This is a genomic window from Georgenia phoenicis, from assembly GCF_047302425.1.
Taxonomy (GTDB): Bacteria; Actinomycetota; Actinomycetes; order Actinomycetales; family Actinomycetaceae; genus Oceanitalea.
Map to the genome: position 1 here is coordinate 804,012 of NZ_CP154855.1, position 16,346 is coordinate 820,357.

Genomic DNA, 16,346 nt, shown 5'->3' on the forward strand with positions numbered 1-16,346 from the left:
CGGACCCATCCCACGAGCCAGCCGTGCCGCGTACGTGGCACCACGCATCCTGGCTGCGTTGGGATCGCGCGCGCCCCTGACGGTGATTCGCGGGCCCCGGGGCTTCGGCAAGACGACCGCCCTGGTGCAGTGGCTCAGCGGTGAGGACGACGGCGTCACCACCGTCTACCTGCCCCTCGACGAGGAGGCGCGGCTGGCCCCCGGCTTCTGGGGCGCGCTGCACGGCGCGCTGACGGCTGCCAGGCTCGACGACGCCGCGGACGCCGACGCGCAGCGGCCCGCGGTCCTCGACGCGCTGGCGCACCACGAGCAGCCGCTGCGGCTGGTGCTGGACAACTACCACGAGGCCGGGCACCTCGACGGGCGCACCGAGATCGACGACGACCTCCTCGAGCTCGTGCGGACGAGCGCGGCGCTCGAGCTCGTCGTCGCCACCCGCTCGCTGCGGACGCTGGAGACCACCGGTGCCCTGTCGGTGGACCTCACGGTCGTCCGTCCCGACGACCTCGCGATGGGTGCCGAGGACGTGCTCGCGCTCGCCGAGCTCCACGGCGTCACCCTGACCGAGGACCAGGCCTCCGACCTCGCGATGGAGCTGGGCGGCTGGCCCGCCGCCGTGCGCCTGTGCATCGCCTCGGGCGTCGTCGGAGGGCGGGAGACGACCGTCGACGCCGCCACCGTCGACGGCTTCATCGAGACGCTCCTCGGGGACGTGCGTTCCCACGCCCTGCGCGAGTTCCTCGTCCGCACCGCCGTCCCCGACGAGTTCTCCGCGTCGGCAGCGCGCGCGATCGTCCCCGACGGCACCGCCATCCGCGAGCTGCGCAACCTCCGGGTGAGCGGCCTGCTGCGGGAGCGCGAGACCGTCGACGGGCTGCGGTACTCCTACCCGCCCGCGATCCGGGACGGACTGCGCCGGGTGGCCCTCGAGCACCACCCGGAGATCGAGCGCGAGGTCCACGTCGCCCTCATGGCGCTGGCCGCCCAGGAGGAGGGGCCGGTCGGGGTGCTGCGGCACGCCGTCAGGGCGCAGGAGTGGGACACGGCGCTGCGGATCATCGAGGAGGAGTGGTCGGCGCTCCTCACCCAGCACCCGAACGACCTCATCGACCTGGCCCGGAGCTTCCCGCGGGAGATCGCCGAGAGCGACCCGCGGCTGCAGGTCGTGCGCCGGCACCTGCCCCGGATGGCGCCCGCGTCCACGGCCGAGGCGAGCCCGTGGACACCGACCGGCGCGCACTTCGTCGACGCGGCGGTCAACCAGCGGTGGCAGGAGCTGCGGGAGACCACCGACGAGGTCCACGTCCTCATCCAGTCCGGCCTGGCGGCGATCTTCGCGGGGGAGCAGGAGGCCGCGGCCTACGCCTTCGAGCGGGTGCGGGACCACGGGCTGCAGCAGGACGACCGCACCGCGCGCCTGCTCGGCATCGGGGGGATGCTCACCGCCAAGGCCTTCCACGGCGAGGCGGACCTCGCCCTGCGGCTGCTCGACGACCCCGAGCTGGCCGACGTCCTCGCCGGCGGGGACGACGACGAGGTCAGCCGCCTCGTGCGGGTGGGTGGTCGGATCATGCGCGCCATCGCCGCTGTCGACGCGCTGCGCCCCGAGGCCCACGAGGCCGTCGCGGCGATCCTCGAGCCGGGCCGCCGGGACGAGCTGTGGGCCCTGGCCATCCATGCGCGTGGCCTGTACGCCTCGGTGTACGGCAGCCCGGAGGACCAGGCCCGCGCCGTCGGTCAGCTGCGTGCGGCGCTGCGCCACCTCGAGCCCGGGGGGATCGCGGAGTCGACGATCGGCACCCAGCTCGTCGAGCTGCTCGTGGCGGGCGGGATGGTCGACGTCGCCGAGCAGGTCCTCGACCGGCTCGCCGACAGCTTCGTCTCGACCGCGACCCGCGCCTACCTGCTCCACGCCCAGGGCAAGGAGCAGGAGGCCATCGACGTCGCTGCGAGCGGGCTCGGGGACAGGCGGATGTCGGCGCGGAGCCGGCTGATGAACGAGCTCATCATCGCGGCGGCGCTCCACCGCCTCGGTCAGGGCACGGCTGCCCGGCGCCGCTTCACGCGGGGTGTGCGGATCGCCTACGAGACCGGCCAGCGTCGTCCCTTCGCCCTCATGCGGGCCGAGGTGTTCACCGCGCTCGCCGGCAACGACCCCGAGCTGCTCGCCCTGCGGCCCGTGCCCTCGACGACGGAGGCGCAGCAGCCCCCGTCGGTCTCCGCGGTGCCGGTGGTGCCCAGCGAGCTCAGTGCCCGTGAGCTCCAGGTCCTCGCCGCGCTGCAGGACAGCGCGGGACCGGCCGGCGTGGCCGCGGCGCTGGGCATGTCGGTCAACACCGCCAAGACCCACCTGCGGCACGTCTACCGCAAGCTCGGGGCCTCGAGCAGGGACGAGGCCCTCGTGCTGAGCCGCGGGCTCGGCCAGGAGCGTCGGTAGCCGTGCCCGAGAGCGGCATCCGCCGCACCCGGCTGCCACGCGTCCCGAGCGTCTTCTGTCCCACGCCCGCCGCGGAGACGGTCATGCGGCGCGTGCCCGCGCTCGTCGTGCTGCGCGCACCGCGCGGCTACGGGAAGACGAGCACGGTGGCCTACTGGCTGCGCAGCGGGGAGCTGGACGACAGGTCGGTCGCGTGGCTGACCGTCTCCGAGCGCATCGGCGCGGACGCGCTGTGGGCGGCGGTCCACGACGCGCTCGTCGCCGCGGGGCTCGCCGCGCCCGAACGGGGGCCGGACCACGCCGCGGTCGACCGGGCCCTGCGGGGGCTCACCCGTCGGCTCGTCCTCGTCGTCGACGGCCTGCACCACGTGACCGACGTCGGCGTCGACCCCCGGCTCGTCGAGCTCGCCCAGGTCCACGACCTCCTCCACCTCGTCGTCACGATGCGCGTCGCGCGCCCGATCGGCAGCATCGGCCCCGCGACGGTGGACGCGCTCGTCCTCGACACCCCCGAGCTGCGGCTCACGCCGGCGCTGACGGCGCTGCTGGCCGCGCGGCTCGGCTTGGCCGTCACGCCTGAGGAGAGCGAGGAGATCTGCCGCGAGTACGCCGGCTGGCCCGCGCTCGTCCGGGCGGCGCTGCTCGAGACCCGGCGCGCCGGCAACGGCCGGCTGGTCACCGACAGCACGGCCGTCGCCCGCTACACGGGGCTCATCCTCGCCGACCAGGAGCGGGAGGAGTGGCGCGACGTCGTCACCGCGCTGGCGGTGCCGGAGACGCTGCTCCCCGGCGACCTCGAGATCCTCCTCGACGAGCCCGAGCAGCTGTCGCTCGCGGGCGTCGTCGTCCGTAGCTCCTACACCGAGACCCGCCCGGACGGCACGTCCGCGTACCCGCGCGGCCTGCGTCAGGCGCTCCTGGAGAACCTGCGCAGCGACCGTCCGGCTCGGTTCCGCGAGCTCAACAAGCGTCTCGCCGAACGGCGGCGCAAGCAGCACCTTGCCGGTGAGGCGCTGACCTACGCCTTGCGCGCGGAGGTCTGGCCGCTCGTCCTCGGCATCCTCGAGGAGCACTGGGCCGAGCTCCTCGACCGGCACGCCGACGCGGTGCAGGCTGCCGTGCGGGCGATGCCCCGTGAGCTCGTCGCCTCGAGCGCCCGGCTCGTCGTCGCCCGCGACTACGTCCTGGACCGGGACACCGGCCGACAGGCGGAGGAGGCGCTGCGCAGCGGCCTGCTGACACCGGGCAGCCCGCTGCCGGTCCGCTCGCTCACGACGACCCAGCGCCTGGCGCTGCGCTTCGACGGCACCCCGACCTTCGGCGCGGCGGAGATCCTGCTGCAGGGCCTGGACAGCCGGCTCGCGGACGGCGGGCACCCGCAGTACCCGCCGCACGTGGAGCGGGCCGTGCCCGAGCTGCTCACCCAGTGGGCGCTGTCGATGCTGTACGCCAACGACGGCGTGCGGGCCGCCTACGGGTTCGTCCTCGCCTGTCAGGAGGCCGTCCGGCTCGGCAACTCCGCCGCGGCCCGCGAGGCGGCGCACGGCACCGCGCTGTCCATGGCGCTGCTCGGCCACACCCGGGCGGCGGACGCCTGGAGCACCTACGCCGACGACTTCGCCGCGGCGCCCACCCGCCTGGAGGCGGTGGCCCGCCCCCTCGCGCGCGCCGTCCTCGCCGGGCTGCGCCTCGCCGGGACGACGCCGACCGCGGTGCCGGCCGCGGGCGGGGAGCACGGACTGGCGCCGCTCCTCGAGCTCATGCGGGTCGCCACCGCCTTCGCCGACATCCTGCACGGCCGGCTGGAGCAGGCCCGAGTGGTCCTCCAGCGGCACGCGACCGACCACGGGCAGGGCCAGGTCGAGCTCGTCCGCGCCTCCGTGACGGCCCTGCGGGTCGACCTCGCGCTCGCCGAGGGACGCCTCGACCGTGCCGGTGCCCTCCTCGCCGGCGCCGCCGACGGCGGTGCCTGGACGCACGCGAGTCGCGCCCGGCACGCCTTCTACGTCGGCGCCTACGCCGAGGCCCTGCGACTGACGGAGAACGCCGCCGCCCTGGCCGGTACCCGGCCCCGTGTCGGGCTGGAGCTGCTGCTGCTCCACGCGTGCGCAGCGTGGCGTTCCGGCGAGCGGGAGACCGCGGTGGACGCCCTCGCCACTGCGGTGGGTCTGGCGGCCGACACCGAGGTCCTCCTGCCCTTCCTCACCGTGCCGCGCGCCGACCTCGAGGCCATCGCCCCCGCGGGCTCGTGGGCACGCACGTTCCTCGACGAGCCGCGGCTCGCCGACACCGACACGGTGTTCCCCGAGCCGCTGCGGGCCGGACAGCTGAGCGTGGCGGAGCTGCGCGTGCTGCGTGAGCTGCGTGCCGACGTCCCGCTCGCCCACATCGGCCGGCGCCTCTACCTCTCGGAGTCCACCGTCAAGACCCACGTGCGGCGCATCTACCGCAAGCTCGGCGTCTCCGACCGGACGCGCGCACTCGAGCGGGCCCGCGAGCTGTCCCTCCTCGACGACGACTGACGACGGCGCTCACCCCGGCGCTCATCCCGCGCCGCGCCGCCGTTCGGCTGCCGATCACCCCTCCCCGCACGCCGTCGCCCTCGCACCCGGTGGTGAAGTTGTCGCAGCAACCGAGTGGGAGGTCGTCGTGAGTCCTACCAGCACCGCAGCCGGTCGCGCCCGAGCCACGGGCCGCACCCTCCTCGTCGCCTCGACCGGTGGCCACCTCGAGCAGCTGTGGCGGCTGCGCGCCCGGATGCGGCCCGAGCTGAGCCACGTCGAGTGGGCGACCTTCGACGAGGCGCAGTCGCGCTCGCTGCTCGCGGGAGAGGTGGTCCACCACGTGCCCTACATCCCGCCCCGCGGGTACGGCGAGGTGGTGCGGGTCATGCCCGAGGCGCGGCGGATCCTGCGTGAGGGCCACTTCGACCGGGTCGTGAGCACCGGTTCCGGGATCGCCCTCGCCTTCCTGCCGGTGGCCCGCGCCCTGGGGATCCGGGCCCACTACATCGAGAGCGCGGCGCGTGCCGACGGACCCAGCCTCACCGGCAGGATCGTCTCCCGAGTTCCCGGGACGCAGAGCTACAGCCAGTACCGGCAGTGGGCGGACGCCCGGTGGCGCTACCGCGGCTCCCTGTTCGACGGCTACGACGTCCTGCCGGTGCGGCCCGTTCCGGCGGCCCGGCGCGTGGTCATCACGCTCGGGACGATGAAGACCTACGGCTTCCGGCGGGCCCTGGAGGCGGTCGTCCGCGTGCTGCCCGAGGTCCTCGCCGAGGACGCCGAGGTCCTGTGGCAGGTCGGTGTCACCGACTGCGCCGGGCTGCCGGTCGACGGGGAGGTCGACGTGCCGGCGGCGCGGCTGCACGCGGCGATCGCGGAGGCGGACCTCGTCATCGCCCACGCGGGCATCGGGTCGTGCCTCACCGCGCTCGACGCCGGCCGGTGCCCGGTCGTGCTGCCGCGCCACCAGGCCCACGGCGAGCACGTGGACGACCACCAGGAGCTCATCGCCGGCGAGCTCGACCGCCGCGGGCTGGCCGTCCGTCGGCTCCCCGCCGAGCTGACGGCACAGGACCTGCGGGCCGCGATGGCGCGGCGCGTCCACGTCGCGGCGACCCCGCGCAGCTTCCTACTGGACGCGGTGTGAGGCAGTCCACGACAGCCCTCTGACCTGCGTTCTCACCCCCTCCTCGGGGCCGTCTGACGCCGCCCGACCGGCTTCTCGGTAACGGTTCGGTTACGGTGGTGTGGTCCACGGGGGGGGGAGCTCGGGCGGATTTCCCCACTGGCCGGCGCCATCGTGCGCCGCAATCCGCAACCGAGGAAGAGCGAGCTGTTTGCTATGCGAGTTTCACACGCGCTCACGAGTCTGGTCGTCGCCCTGGGCGGCGTCGGCCTCGTGGCGGGACCGTCAGCGGCGTCGAGCACCGGCGTCCCCGACGACATGGATCTGACTCCCTCACGGAGCCTGACGATCACCGAACCGGGCACCGTCGTCGACGGCCTGCACGTCGAGGGCAGCATCTACGTCCGCGCCGACGACGTGACGATCAAGAACACCAAGGTCAGCTACGGCGGCCACCACAGCATCCGGGTCGACGGTGACGTCAAGGGCACCCGCATCCTCGACACCACCGTCGAGTGCGAGAACCCGAGCAAGACCAACGGCATCACCTTCGGCAACTACTACGCCGAGGGCGTGGCCCTCGAGAACTGCCGCAACGACTTCATGTCGCAGAAGGGCAAGCCGGCGGTCGTCGTCGACAGCAGCGTCGACGGCGAGGCCTTCAGCCTCAACGCCGACAAGCTCCCGGACGCCAAGCCCGAGCCCAAGCCGGAGCCGAAGCCCGAGCCCGCTCCGGAGCCGGAGCCCGCTCCCGAGCCGGAGCCCGCTCCCGAGCCCGAGCCGGCACCGGAGCCCGAGCCGGCTCCCGAGCCCGGTGAGGACGGGGCGTGGCCCACGCCCGAGACCACCGGCCCGCGCCACGAGCCCACCCGCACCGTCAAGGACGGGTACGAGAGCTCGCGCGACGGTGAGGTCATCGAGCGCCTCGAGATCGAGGGCCGCCTGACCATCACCCACGACAACGTCACCGTCCGCGATGTCAAGGTCAACGGCACCGGTACCTACATGGTGCAGGTGAAGGAGGGCGACAACGGGCAGTGCCCGGAGAACGTCCGCTTCGAGTACGTCGAGATCGACGGCGCCAAGGCCACCGAGAGTGACATCCCGCTCTACTCGCCGGACTGTGGCTACACCTTCGACCACGGCCACATCCACAACGTGGGTAGGGCCTCGCGAGTCGTCCACGACACGACGATCAGCAACTCCTACATCTTCTCGGACAGGACCGGTGACTCCGGTGCCCACCGCGGCGGGGTCGGGAACAACGGCGGGACGAACAACGCCCTGCTCAACAACGTCATCAAGTGCGAGGGCACCGGCTGCTCGGCCGCCCTGCCGATGTACGGCGACTTCCGCACGATCGACGGCTACCGGATCGAGGGGAACCTCCTGGCCACGACCGGCTCCTACTGCGCCTACGGCGGGAGCCTCGACTCGAAGCCCTTCCCGAACGGCAGGAACATCTCCTTCGTCGACAACCACTTCTCCACGGAGTACTTCGACTCGTGCGGCCGCTACGGTGCCATCAGCGGCTTCGACGAGGGCGTCCGTGGCAACGTGTGGGAGGGCAACGTCTGGCACGAGACCGGTAGGCCCGTCCACGCCGGCTGACGGAGCCACTTCTCGCGCATGACTCAGCGGGCCGCCTCGGGACACCTCGAGGCGGCCCGCTCGTTCACATCTCCGTTCTCCGCCACCCTCCTCACCCCGTCGGAACCGGTCTGTCACCCGCTCATCGGTCTAGGCGGCGAGAGCAGCGACACACCACGCTGGAGGTCGTCGTCGTCGCGTAAGGAGGTGCCTGTTGCGGCTCCTCGCGCACCGGACGCATGCGGACGGCGCCCCCTCGCTCGACGGATGGCTGGAGCGGTCCGTGCGTGGCGGCGACCTGGGGCGCACCGTCACCCGGGGAATCAGCTGGACCCTGCTGAGCAACTGGGTCTCCGCAGGGCTGCAGATCGCCACCACGGTCGTGCTGGCCCGGCTCCTCACGCCCGCGGACTTCGGCCTGATGGCGATGGCGTTGACACTCACCGTCGTCGTCACGCAGTTCCGACAGCTCGGCCTGAGCCAGGCAGTCGTCCAGCGCGAGCAGCTCACCTGGGTGCAGGTGAACGCGCTGTTCTGGATCAACGCCGCTGCCGGTGTGCTGCTCGCGCTCATCGTGGCTGCGGCGGGTGTCCCGCTGGCTGCCTTCTACGGTGAGCCGGCGGTCGTCCCGCTGTGCGCCGCGCTCGGCGCCGGCTTCGTGTTCTCGGGACTTGCCGTCCAGCACGGTGCGCTCCTCAACCGGGCGATGCAGTTCCGGCGGATCGCCGTACGCAACATGGCCGCTGGTGTCCTCTCGAGCGTCGCAGCTGTCGCGGCGGCCCTCCTCGGCATGGGGGTGTGGTCGCTCGTCGTCCAGAACGTCAGCGTCCTTGTCATCGTGACGGCGCTGAACTGGTGGGCCGTCCCCTGGCGTCCGAGCCGCCCCTCCGCACTGCGGGAAGCATTGCCACTCCTCGCCTTCGGAGCCCATGTCTCGGTGGCCAACCTCTGCTACACGCTCTCGCGCCAGGCCGACAACGTCATCATCGGCCGGGTGCTCGACGCTGGAGCGCTCGGCCTGTACAGCCGTGCCTACAGCCTCCTCATGCTCCCGCTGCGGCAGCTCAAGACTCCTGTCCAAGCGGTCATGGTGCCGGCTCTCGCGTCGCTCCAGGGAGAACCCCAGCGTTACCGGGACGCGTACCGCCGTGCCGTCAGCGGGCTCAGCCATGCCGGCATGCCGGCCGTTGTCGTCATGGCAGTGACCTCGCACGAGCTCGTCCAGGTCGTGCTCGGCGAGCAGTGGGTGGGTGCAGCGCCGCTCTTCCAGATTCTTGCGGTTGCCGGCTTCGTCCAGCTCGTCTCGACGACAACCGGGTGGATCTTCACGAGTACCGGTCGTGGCTCGGCATACGCCGGTTGGGCGGCGATCAACGGAGTCGTGACGGTCGGCGGTTTTGCCGTCGGCGTCCGCTGGGGAGTCACCGGGGTTGCCGCCTCGTACGCGGCGACCCAGCTCCTGCTTCTGGTTCCCGCCTTCGTCGTGGCCTGCAGGGACACTGCGCTCTCTCCCGCGGACCCCTTCCGGGCGATGGCGCGTCCCGTGGTCGTCTCGGCAGCCGTCCTGCTTGTGAGCGTGACCGTCCGGATGAGTGTCGACCTCCCGGCCCTCGGGAGTCTCGCCGCGACGTGTGGTGCGGCGGCCGCGGCGTGGGGCCTGTGCCTGGCGGTGTGGCCGCGTGCCCGTGGAGAGCTCCGGGATCTCGTGTCGATCGCGAAGCGGCGCAAGACACGCTCCTCCCGCGGCGCGACGAGCGCTGGAGGAGACCATGCTTGAGACCGGACCTGCGCGTGACACGGCACGTCACCGGACGGTCGGTGTCGTCGGAGGGATGGGGCCCCTCGCGACTGTCGAGACCTACCGCCGGATCGTCGCGGCCACACCGGCACGGCGCGACCAGGACCACCTCCATGTCGTCATCGACTCCAACCCCGCCGTCCCGGACCGGACGGCCGCTCTCCTCAGTGGTGGGGAGGACCCGCGCCCCCTGCTGTACGCCGGGGCGCAGCGTCTCGTCGCCGCCGGTGCGGAGATGCTGTGCATCCCGTGCAACACGGCGCACGCCTACCACGCGTGGCTGCAGCAGCGGGTACCCGTCCCCATCGTCCACATGCTGCGGGAGACGGCGAACCGCGTCGCGGCCCTCGGTGCTCACCGGGTGGGCCTGCTCGCGACGACCGGGACGGTGGCGACCGGCCTCTACCAGGCGGAGCTGCAGCGGGCGGGCCTCGGGACCGTGCCCCTGGAGGCCTCGGTCCAGGGCGGGGTGATGGCCGCGATCGGCGCGATCAAGGCGGGCGATGTCGGTGACCGGGTCGTCAGTGCGCTCGCCGCCGCCGCACTCTCCCTCGTGAGCGCGGGGGCTGACCACGTCGTCGTCGGCTGCACGGAGATCTCCCTCGTGGCCGACCAGCTGCTGCTGCCCGTCCCCGTCGTCGACGCGCTCGACGTTCTCGTCTCCTCCACGCTGCGCCTCGCCACGTCGGTCCCTGAGCCACCGGAGCTGGTCCCCCATGTCGTATGAGCTACTTGCCGTCACGGGGCCCGTGAGCCCGGTTCTCAGCGCGCAGCGTCGGGACACGGTCGAACGTGCTGCCGCAGCGGTACCCGGTGCGGTGCAGTGGGAGGTGCACGAGACACGGACTGCGTGCGCCGCCCTCGTCGCAACGGCCCCCGCCGGGGGCACCCTCGCGGAGGACCGCACCAACGGCAGGGCGATTCACCTCACCGTCGCGACCTCGCCCCGTGGGCTCGCGGCGGCCGCGGGCGACCGAGAGGTGGGTGCCGAGGCCGGACACGTCGGTCTCGGGCTCGCGGTCGGCGGCGAGATCGACCTCCGGACCGACGGGGTCGGCTTCCTTCCGTGCTACTGGGGAGCGGTCACCGACGGCGTCGCGGTCTCCACCCACCTGGCGACCCTTGTGAGCCTCGGTGTCAGCCCGGAGCCGGACGAGCGGGGAGTCGTCGAGTACCTCGCGATGCACCACCCGCTGGGGACGCGCACCCTGCTGAGGGACGCGCACATGCTGCCCGCAGGAGGACGGCTGCGCTGGGCACCGGACCGTGAGGTGTCGGTCAGCGCTGCCCCGCTGTTCGTGCCGACCCGGGACGTCCTGGCGGACGACGCCGTCATCGGCGCCTTCGCCGAGCTGTGGCCTCGAGTTGTGGCCGATGCCTTCGACGGGGCCGGGACGACGGCCCTCGGGCTGAGCGGGGGCCTGGACAGTCGTGCCATCGCCGAGGCCGCTGTTCAGCTCGGGATTCGACCCAGCACCTACACCTACGGGACGCCTCCCACCCACGAGCCTGTGGTCGCAGCCCGCGTGGCTGCCGCCCTCGGGCTCGACCACGTGGCCATCCCGGTGACGAGTGGGACCGTCCTCACCGGTGGTATCCAGGCGCTGGACCGTATGGACGGCGCACACAGCGCGAGCGAGATGTATGAGCTGTGGTTCGTCGACACGCTTCGGTCGCTGACCGGTACCGTCGTGAACGGTCTCGCGGGAGGTCCCCTGTGGGGAGACGACAAGGCCGTCGGGCTCACCGACCCCCGGGCCGTGCTCGACCGGCAGTGGCAGCGCTATGCCGCTGACGCGCGCATCTCCGCCGAGTTCCTCAGCGGTGGTCTCTCCCAGCGGGCACCCGAGGTGCTCCGCGCCTCCCTCGCTGAGTCGCTGGCTGACTGGGACCTCGGCGCACGCGACGACATGGTCTTGTACTGGAAGATTGCCAACCGGCAGTTCCGGTGGGGAAACATGCTCACCAACGCCCTGCGGCGCTCCGGAATGCGTGCCGAGGCGCCGTTCCTCGACTCCCGCTTCCTGCAGCTCGCCGCGCGTCTGTCCCCGCAGCAGCGCCGTAACGGGAACCTGTACCTCAGGGTGCACCGCGAGCTCTTCCCCCGTACCGCCCGTATCCCGCGTAGCGACGACGGCAACGCACCCGCCGCACTCGACCACGTGTACTGGTCCGGCGAGACGTCCTACGTCAACCAGCTCGCCGGGCTCACGCGTCGCCACCCGGTGTCCGGGCTACGACGCGCGGCCCGGCTGGGTACCCACATGGTGGGTGCCAAGCTTCGAGACGTCGTTGGTCTGGAGGGACTGGCCGAACGTAGCGAGCGGCGCCGTTCTGTGTTTCCCGCCGATGTCTGGCTGCGGACCGAGCCCCGCTACGGGGAGCGTCTGAGCGAGCTGCTCGAGCTCGGCGCACACCGGATCATCGACGAGTCCGCGGTCGCGGCGCAGGTGGATGCCATCCGCAGTGGCGGACCCACCGCGCCGGCGCTCCTTCTCGGGAGGGTGGCGGCTACGGGGATCTGGCTGTCGGACTACGAGAGCCGCGCCGTCGCGCGCGTGCCGGCGGGAGCCTGATCTGCAGGCCGCACCTGGCCCCGTAGCAGTGCCCGCGCCGCCTCGCGGTGCGTCGGACGCCCGAGAAGGGCGCGGCTGGCCTCGTTGAGGAGAACGACGAGCCAGAAGACCGCACCGGCGATGCCACCGTGCCTCCGGCGGTACAACCGGGTCCGGTTGAGCGCCACAAGACTCCACAGCCAGGGGGACACCGACATGTCACCGCCAGGATGGACGACGTCGGCGGATGCGACGTACCGGAGGTGCAGACCCTCATCGCGGGCCCGCAGCGCGTAGTCGGTCTCCTCGGAGTACAGGAAGAAGTCCTCCGTCCAGCTGCCGACCGCGTCGAGCGTGCGCGGGGCGAGGAACATCGCCGCACCCGTCGCCCAGTCGGCGGTGGCTCCATCGACGTAATGGGCGGGATCCCGGATCATGTCTCCCCAGGCGGGGTAGCGGGCTGCACGGTGTCCCCCGAGCACAGCCTCGCCGAGCGCTCGTCTGATCGTCGGTTCGCGCCTCAGGGAGTACTTCAGCCGTCCCTGGCCGTCGACGATACGGGGAACCGCAATGCCCACGTCGTCGGCCCTCTCGATCGCGTGGATGAGGCGTGCGACGCTACCGGGAGACGGTACGGCGTCGGGGTTGAGGACGTAGGCGCCGCGGCGCGGACGAGCTGCGCGCAACGCCAGGTTGATCCCTGCGCCGTAGCCCAGGTTCCTTCCGGGTTCCAGCACCGTGGCCCACGGAGCCAGTGCTCTGACCAGGCCCACGGTGCCGTCCTGGGAGGCGTTGTCCACCACGACGACCATCGCGGTTCCTGCCCCCTCGAGAGCGTCCGGGAGGGCGCGCAGGAAGGAGTCCACGACGGAGGCACTGTTGTAGGTGACGACGGCAACCAGGACATCCGGCTCGTCCCCCGGGCGTGGAGCAGGCGGTCCCGCGACCGGGCTCACCACCGTGCCGGCTTCCCGGCCAGCCGCTGGGCGCGCTTGCGCACCGAGGTGACCCTGCGTCTCCAGCCGGAGTGCGCGCGGACGTCGAGAGACGCCGTCTGCAGCACCCGGGCGCTCTGCACGAGCTGCGCAGTCCAGTCGGCGACAGTGGTCACACCGTTCGCGCGGGCGGAGAGCGGCATCCGCTCGCGGAGATCGGCATCGGTTCGGATGAGCGTGTAGGGCGAACGGGGATCGTCCATGTGGTCCTCGGGCACGAAGGGGTAGTAGAAGCCGTTGAGGGCGCCGCCCCGCGAGAGGCGGATGCAGTAGCCGGTGAAGGACTCCTCCTCCCGGATGCCGCCATGACGGGAGGTGAGGGCGCGCGGAAGCAGGTAGCCGCTGCCTTGGACCCACAGGTTGCGCATGAGCCGGTGACCGCCGGCCAGATCGACGATCTTGCGGGCAGCCAGCTCCGGAACGACGTCCTCATCAGGGTGACGCCAGCTGCCGACCACACCCAGCTGGGGATTCGCCTCGTGCGCAGCGGAGAAGGTGTCGAGCCAGCCGGGGCTGACCCGGCAGTCGTCATCGACCTTGGAGACGTACGTGGCCGATGACTCCTGCCAGAGCCAGTTCGTCGGCTCGCGGAGCTTGACGTTCTCACGGCTGTGGTGGAAACGGTGCACCCGGGGGTCCTCACGGTAGGGCCGCAGGGCCTCGAGGGTCGCCTCGTCGTCCCCGTTGTGCCACAGCCACACGCGGTCGCGCTCGCCGAGGGTCTCGAAGAGACGGGGAAGGCTCAGGTGCAGGTAGCCGGCGCTGTGGTAGGTGATCATGAGGATGTCGGCGCGGTGCGTCATTCGGAGCTCACTTCCGGTCGGTGCAGGCCGCGCCGGCGGGCGCGGCGGTAGGTGCCGGCGATCGAGCTCACCTTCCCGCGCAGGGGGAGGCGCAGCCACAGCCGGAAGGCGGGGACGTTGCGGTAGCGCGGCACCCGTAGGCCCATGAGCGCCATGGTGAGCACGCGCCCCCACACCGCCCCCCGGGTGGCGGCGAGGCTGGGCTGGGACTGTTCGAGCCGTTCGAGTGGGATCGGACCGCCATCGAGTGCGCCGTCCTCGAGGGCTGCGAGCAGTGCCGCGCGCCCCGCCTCGGTCCGCACGACGACGAGCGATCGCCCGGGCTCGTCAGGGCCGATCTCCCGGTACCACGGGTCGCCGACCGACAGGTCGGCGAACTCGCCCGTGTGGTCGGGGCAGATCAGGCAGCGCCACTGACGGTGCTTGGTCAGGGTGCCGTTCCACGCCTCGGCGTAGGTCATGCTTCGAACATCGCCGGTCCCGGTGCGCACCCGGAAGTTCCCGGGCCATCCCTCGCCCCGGTAGTGGACGGATGTGACCTCGCCCGGGTCGACGCCAAGGGTCCGGATGAGCTGTTCGCTGGCGGCGGTGGACGGTGTGCCTGCGCAGAAGATCGCCACGGTGACGTCGAGGTGGTCGGCGAGGGCGGGTCGGAGCGCCGAGACGTTGCGGACAGCGGCCACGTCGCAGGGCTTGCCGACGAAGACCGTGCGGCCGTCCGCCGCTTCGATGAGGTCGAGACGCTCACAGGGGCTCGCAGGCGCGTACCGGGAGCCTGTGGCGGCGGTGATGGACGCGTAGGTCGTGTTGCGGACCGTGACGTTGCGCAGCGGGTCGAGAGGGTCGGCCTGCACCTGGAGCGCGCCGCTCGCGCGTCCGCTGGTGACGGCGTGTGCGGCGAGGGCAGTAGCGACCCCGCCCGACGAGCCGCGGTGACGCACGTCCGGGTCTGTCGACCAGCACTCGTAGAGGGCGAGCACCGGCCCCCACTCACCATTCAGTGGCGCATCCTCGAGCGTCTCAGGACGGTGCTCGAGCTGCCGTCCTGGGCACACGGCGAGGGCGTCACCGGTGAGCGACCCGTTGACGGACGCGATGGGCAGCGGCCGACGCCCGACGTCGGGAACGTCGTGCATGGTCACGCCGTCCCCGGCGACGTGGGCACAGGCACCGCATCCCGTGCACAGGTGCGAGGCGACGACCTCCGGGATGGAGCGCGGCAGACGGCCGATCATGCGACCGTACCGGCCGTCTGGCCGCGCCACGACGAGACTGCCTCCAGCACCTCGTCGAGCTGGATGCGGGCTCGAGTGACGACCCTGGGCACGTGCTCGAGCAGGACAGCACGCGCGTGCGCGCGTGCAGCAAAGGAGTCCAGAGCTCGCTCCACCGCGCTGGCACCGGCCACGGCGCGGGCGTCGGCGACGTGGTCTGCCACGCCGCACGTCGCGAAGACTCCGCGCGCCTTGTCACTGTACGCGTAGCCGAAGGCGGGCACGGCGGAGCTGAGTGCGGCGATCGTGGCGTGCATGCGGGAGCCCGCGAACCAGGCGAGCTGCGAGATGCACCACTTGAGCTCCGCAGCGCGCAACGTCGGCGTCAGCCGCCAGACCCGCTGCCGCTCGGACGGGCTGAGCGCCGCCTCGACCTGTGCGTGGGCGGTGGCGTCACGCTCCGCCGGGTCGCCTCCGTCGACGTGTGACACAAGGACGACGAAGGCTCCGTGCTGGACGAGGCCACGGACGATGTCGATCATTGCCGGAAGGTACGGCCCGGCGAGCCCGAACCGGCCGCCGGTGTCCTCATCTCGCAGCAGGCCGCTGACGTTAACGCCGACGACCAGCTCCCCGGCCAGCTCGGCGAAGCGCGCCACGATGGCGGGATCCGGTTCACGTGGCACCAGACCGAAGGCGACGTCCACCCCCAGGCGCAGGCGGGTCGTGTCCGCGGACGGCCCAGCGAGGTCGAGCAGCTGCTCGTGGCTCCACGCGTCGCGCGCGATCGCCAGTGCCGAGCGACGCACGAGTCGCTCGGCACGCCGGCGCCCCTCCGGGGTGGTGAAAGGGCCAAAGGTCTGCGGCAGGAGCACGAGCGGCCGGCCCGCCCGTACGGCTGCTTCCTTGGGAGCACAGATGGTGGCCAGGCGGCGGGGGCCGTAGAGGTCGGTGAAGCTGTCTCCGCCGCTGAGGTCGAGCAGGGCATCAGACCGGGCCAGGCGGCTGACGAAGGGGTTCCCCAGCCCGCCCAGTGCCTGGTCGAACCGGATACGTGCCCAGCTCTCCCTGCGGTGCCAGCGCCGCGAGTTTCGCACCCCGACCCGGTCCACCGTGTTCCCCCACGAGGGGTCGGCTCGGACACCCCAGCCGTCGTCCAGGACGCTCAGGCCCGCCACTGAGTCGGCGGCCGCGAGGTGGGTCACCACGGAGGTGCCCAGTGCCTCGACCCCTCGGTTGTCGTTGTCGAGCGGGGCACCGGCGACAACGAGGCGGGATCCTCTCCGCCTGACCTGTGGATTGGCTGGCGCCGTACTGTGCGTGG

General features: G+C 72.3%; 11 protein-coding genes. 7 read left to right on the forward strand and 4 right to left on the reverse strand.

All coding sequences use genetic code 11. The features are described from left to right. Positions 1–124 precede the first annotated feature (124 nt). The 7 genes from AA0005_RS04065 (at position 125) to AA0005_RS04095 (ending at position 12,031) form a co-directional block, all read left to right on the forward strand. Complete coding sequence (locus AA0005_RS04065) at positions 125–2,437, forward strand: LuxR C-terminal-related transcriptional regulator (protein ID WP_413452135.1); 2,313 nt, start codon at positions 125–127, stop codon at positions 2,435–2,437. A gap of 2 nt (positions 2,438–2,439) precedes the next feature. After that, positions 2,440–4,959: a LuxR C-terminal-related transcriptional regulator gene (locus AA0005_RS04070; RefSeq protein WP_413452136.1), complete on the forward strand. Its 2,520-nt coding sequence runs from the start codon at positions 2,440–2,442 to the stop codon at positions 4,957–4,959. A 127-nt stretch (positions 4,960–5,086) separates the two neighbouring features. Continuing rightward, positions 5,087–6,088 (forward strand): glycosyltransferase, encoded by a 1,002-nt coding sequence (locus AA0005_RS04075; protein WP_413452137.1) that lies wholly within the window; start codon positions 5,087–5,089, stop codon positions 6,086–6,088. A 195-nt stretch (positions 6,089–6,283) separates the two neighbouring features. Continuing rightward, on the forward strand, positions 6,284–7,678 hold the full coding sequence (locus tag AA0005_RS04080; RefSeq protein WP_413452138.1) for a hypothetical protein: 1,395 nt from the start codon (positions 6,284–6,286) through the stop codon (positions 7,676–7,678). 193 nt (positions 7,679–7,871) lie between these two features. Continuing rightward, positions 7,872–9,434, forward strand: coding sequence for a lipopolysaccharide biosynthesis protein (locus tag AA0005_RS04085; protein ID WP_413452139.1), 1,563 nt, complete (start codon positions 7,872–7,874; stop codon positions 9,432–9,434). Next, entirely contained in the window at positions 9,427–10,182 is a 756-nt protein-coding gene (locus AA0005_RS04090) for an aspartate/glutamate racemase family protein (RefSeq protein WP_413452140.1), read from the forward strand. Before AA0005_RS04085 ends, AA0005_RS04090 begins: the two co-directional genes overlap by 8 nt. A 103-nt stretch (positions 10,183–10,285) precedes the next feature. Beyond that, positions 10,286–12,031, forward strand: a complete 1,746-nt coding sequence (locus AA0005_RS04095) for an asparagine synthase-related protein (protein ID WP_413452141.1) — start codon at positions 10,286–10,288, stop codon at positions 12,029–12,031. Here the strand turns inward: AA0005_RS04095 and AA0005_RS04100 are convergent. From AA0005_RS04100 to AA0005_RS04115, 4 genes are read right to left on the reverse strand one after another with little or no spacing between them, the layout of a single operon-like run. Continuing rightward, the gene (locus tag AA0005_RS04100; protein ID WP_413452142.1) at positions 11,989–12,969 is read right to left on the reverse strand and encodes a glycosyltransferase; all 981 of its coding nucleotides are present in this window, start codon (positions 12,967–12,969) and stop codon (positions 11,989–11,991) included. The genes AA0005_RS04095 and AA0005_RS04100 overlap by 43 nt on opposite strands. Further along, positions 12,963–13,808, reverse strand: coding sequence for a glycosyltransferase (locus AA0005_RS04105; RefSeq protein WP_413452143.1), 846 nt, complete (start codon positions 13,806–13,808; stop codon positions 12,963–12,965). Before AA0005_RS04105 ends, AA0005_RS04100 begins: the two co-directional genes overlap by 7 nt. After that, positions 13,805–15,043: a Coenzyme F420 hydrogenase/dehydrogenase, beta subunit C-terminal domain gene (locus AA0005_RS04110; RefSeq protein WP_413452144.1), complete on the reverse strand. Its 1,239-nt coding sequence runs from the start codon at positions 15,041–15,043 to the stop codon at positions 13,805–13,807. Before AA0005_RS04110 ends, AA0005_RS04105 begins: the two co-directional genes overlap by 4 nt. Continuing rightward, positions 15,040–16,227, reverse strand: a complete 1,188-nt coding sequence (locus AA0005_RS04115; RefSeq protein WP_413452145.1) for a polysaccharide pyruvyl transferase family protein — start codon at positions 16,225–16,227, stop codon at positions 15,040–15,042. Before AA0005_RS04115 ends, AA0005_RS04110 begins: the two co-directional genes overlap by 4 nt. Between the last annotated feature and the right edge of the window lie 119 nt (positions 16,228–16,346).